At 24.9% G+C, this 1,833-nt stretch carries 3 protein-coding genes and 1 pseudogene; 1 reads left to right on the plus strand and 3 read right to left on the minus strand.

The genetic code is table 4. The annotated features are described in order from the left end of the window. Positions 1–326: hypothetical protein (locus C6B38_RS09760; RefSeq protein ID WP_162475831.1), on the plus strand; the 326-nt coding region annotated here is incomplete at its 5' end. Between the two features lie 236 nt (positions 327–562). Here C6B38_RS09760 and C6B38_RS03020 read toward each other — a convergent pair. The 3 genes and pseudogenes from C6B38_RS03020 to C6B38_RS03030 form a co-directional block, all read right to left on the minus strand. Further along, on the minus strand, positions 563–1,207 hold the full coding sequence (locus tag C6B38_RS03020; RefSeq protein ID WP_105298609.1) for a hypothetical protein: 645 nt from the start codon (positions 1,205–1,207) through the stop codon (positions 563–565). 157 nt (positions 1,208–1,364) lie between these two features. Continuing rightward, complete coding sequence (locus C6B38_RS03025) at positions 1,365–1,544, minus strand: hypothetical protein (RefSeq protein WP_105298610.1); 180 nt, start codon at positions 1,542–1,544, stop codon at positions 1,365–1,367. Then, positions 1,544–1,833, minus strand: a pseudogene (locus tag C6B38_RS03030) (hypothetical protein); the annotation flags it as partial. The pseudogene C6B38_RS03030 and the gene C6B38_RS03025, both read right to left, overlap by 1 nt.

Consider the following 1,833-nt stretch of genomic DNA (forward strand, 5'->3'; position numbering starts at 1 on the left):
GAAGATTAAATTCTAATTCATATAATGCTATTTCTGAAAAAATAATTGATAATTTTGATTTAATTAATAACATTATAGAAAAAACAAAACAAGATTATTATCAATTAAATACCAATGATGAAAAAAGTTATTTTTCTTTTTTTCCAAGTACTAAAGGAATACCTTATTCATATATAACAGAAATAAGTAACCAAATTAACAAAGTAAACAACTACTTAAATTGAAATAATTTAAATATAGTTGTTAAGGGAGGAATTATTGGAGCAGTAATTTGTGGTTCTATATTAATTATTTTTTTTCATCTGCAGCAGCATTTTTTGGATTAGCTAATAATAATATAAGATTTATGGCAAATGGAATTGTTAACAATGCTAAAATAGGAATATTGATAGGCTATATTTTTGGTTCTGGTATAGCATGAATCATAAATTAGTTAATATATTCTACTTTTCTTCGGCTTGTATTTACATTCAAAAAATTATTACATTTAGTAAAATATTATTTTAATTATATATTAAAGTGGGCTTGCAGTAATTTTTAAAACATCATTTTTATTTTACTTTTATTTTTTATAAAATCAAATTTTATTAGAAGAATCAACTATAATTTTTAACCTATTTATAAGTCCTCCATAAGTTCTCCTAATTTCAAAATTTTCTAATTCTGCTCTAATTAAAATTTGTAAATTTAAATGATTGTTATTTGAATTTCCTTCAGTTGTATTAATTTGTTCTTCATTTAAATTAACTTCTAAATATAATCTTATATTTGCAGAACCCCATGCATTTTCTAAATGTAAATTTCTTTCTTCACTAATAGAATTAGAATTAGAAAAATTATTAACATTAATATTTTCTAATACATATTCATTTGACAACAGAAAATCATGATAAGACTTTATATTAAAACTCATTAGAATACCATTTTCTAAATAATTTCTTTTAAAATTTATTAGATCAAAGTTATTTATTAATTCTTCTCTAGTGGTAATTCCCAATATATTAGTTAAATCAAAATTCATTAAAAAAACTTGTTTTTCAGAATCTACTTCTAATATATTACTTTCAAATACACCGTTACTTTGATAATATTTAATAATATTATTTTCTTCAATAGTATTAATAAAACCCGGTGTCATTGCCATTAAAGGTGCTCCTCCACTCGTTGTTATAGTAGTTGCTCCGATTAAACTTAGTAGTTTTTTCATATATATCATTCCTTTCTTTTATAAAAATAGAAATAATAGGCTTATTTTCCTTATTATTTCCATAAATTTATAGTTGTAGTTCGGTTTTAAAATCGTCTTTGTCTTTGTGCAACAAGTCATTTGATGAGCATATCTTGGTAGGGGAGTTCATAGCAATTTATTTTTTAATTGTTTCTTTGCGGTTACTACTGTCAACATTGAATTTACCCCCAATCGCATAAACACCAATCATAATAATTGCTGATACAACTGCAATAGCAATTAATGTTGGCAAAGCAATCCCTAAAATTTTGTTAAGTAAATCATTTACCCCGCTTGTTGCTAACAAAGTCATCATTATTCTTCACCACCTTTATTGTTTTTGTCTCCTTTTTCTGCCTCTTCTTTTCTAACTTTTTCAACTAATTTATCGTGGCGGCGTTTGTTAATTTTTGGTAAAAAATATTTATCAAAGACAAATCTTTTAAAGAACAAATATGCAAGACCAAGACCGGCCAACACACCAACAACAACACCAATAATTCACAATTTACTATCGCCATTTTTCTTATTGTCGGGTGTCTTGCTGTCTTTGATTTGCAAAGTAAAACTGTCTGCTGTGGCATTATTGTATTTAACAGTAATGT

This window comes from Spiroplasma sp. ChiS (assembly GCF_002968355.1).
Lineage (GTDB): Bacteria > Bacillota_I > Bacilli_A > Mycoplasmatales > Mycoplasmataceae > Spiroplasma > Spiroplasma citri.